Raw genomic sequence first — 1,255 nt, forward strand, 5'->3', positions numbered from 1 at the left:
ACCGCGTTTGCTCATGGCGAAAATGGGCCAGGATGGTCATGATCGCGGAGCAAAAGTGGTGGGAACAGGGTTTGCAGATTTGGGCTATGATGTCGATATCGGTCCATTATTCCAAACACCGGAAGAAACGGCGCTGCAGGCCGTTGAAAATGATGTGCACGTAGTAGGCATGAGCTCACTGGCTGCCGGGCATAAGACCCTGTTGCCGCAGCTTATGGCTGAACTGAAAAAGCTTGGACGTGAAGACATCATCGTGATCGTTGGCGGTGTCATCCCTGCACAGGATTATGAGTACTTAATGGAAAATGGTGCTTCTGCCATTTTCGGACCTGGAACGGTCATTCCCCAGGCAGCGAAAAAGGTGCTTTTCGAAATATACAGACGCCTGGGATATGAAGAAGTGGCCCAATAATGAGTGATCACAAGAAGCCGGAATGGTTTGATCCTAACAATCAGGAGGGTTTTGCTTCATCATTAAAACCAGGTGTTGAATTGGCCGCCGACCGCAACAAAGGATCAACAAGCAAATTCGTTAAAAAGCATGATGCCTCCGTATCGGTCCAAGAACTGAAAAAGGGAATCTTATCAGGGGACCGGGCAAGGCTAGCTAAAGGAATTACATTGATTGAGAGCAACGCTGCCCATCATTTTGATTTTGCACAGGAATTGCTGCATTCCGTCCTCCCCCATACTGGCCGGTCGATTAGAATCGGGATTTCAGGAGTGCCAGGTGCCGGGAAAAGCACGTTCATCGAAACGTTTGGAAGCTATTTATGTGACAGGGGCCATAAGGTTGCGGTCCTTGCGGTCGATCCGAGCTCATCCATTAACGGGGGGAGTATCCTTGGTGATAAGACGAGGATGGAGGAGCTGGCAAGGAATCCCCGCGCCTTCATCAGGCCCTCGCCTTCAGAGGGTACTTTGGGCGGCGTTCATCGCAAAACAAGGGAAACGATGCTGCTTTGTGAAGCGGCAGGATTTGATGTCATTCTTATTGAAACGGTCGGTGTCGGTCAAAGTGAAGCGATCGTCCGAAGCATGGTGGATTTCTTCATGCTCCTTGTCCTGACAGGCGCAGGCGATGAGTTACAGGGAATGAAGAAAGGGATACTGGAGCTTGTGGATGGAATTGTGGTCAATAAAGCGGATGGTGATAATGTCCCGCTTGCGACTAGAACGAAGTCTGAATATAACAGAATACTGCACTTTCTCCAGCCGGCAACGAAAGGGTGGGCAGGGAAAGCCTATACATGTT

At 49.9% G+C, this 1,255-nt stretch carries 2 protein-coding genes; both read left to right on the forward strand.

Annotation, left to right across the window (positions count from 1 at the left end; all coding sequences use genetic code 11):
* Window positions 1-412, forward strand: a 412-nt coding sequence (locus CVN76_RS04885; RefSeq protein WP_198512484.1) for a cobalamin-dependent protein, incomplete at its 5' end; no start/stop codon positions are given.
* A partial coding sequence (gene meaB / locus CVN76_RS04890; protein WP_100530489.1) for a methylmalonyl Co-A mutase-associated GTPase MeaB occupies window positions 412-1,255 on the forward strand: 844 nt, incomplete at its 3' end. The genes CVN76_RS04885 and meaB, both read left to right, overlap by 1 nt.

The sequence above is a fragment of the Bacillus sp. mrc49 genome (assembly GCF_002803435.1).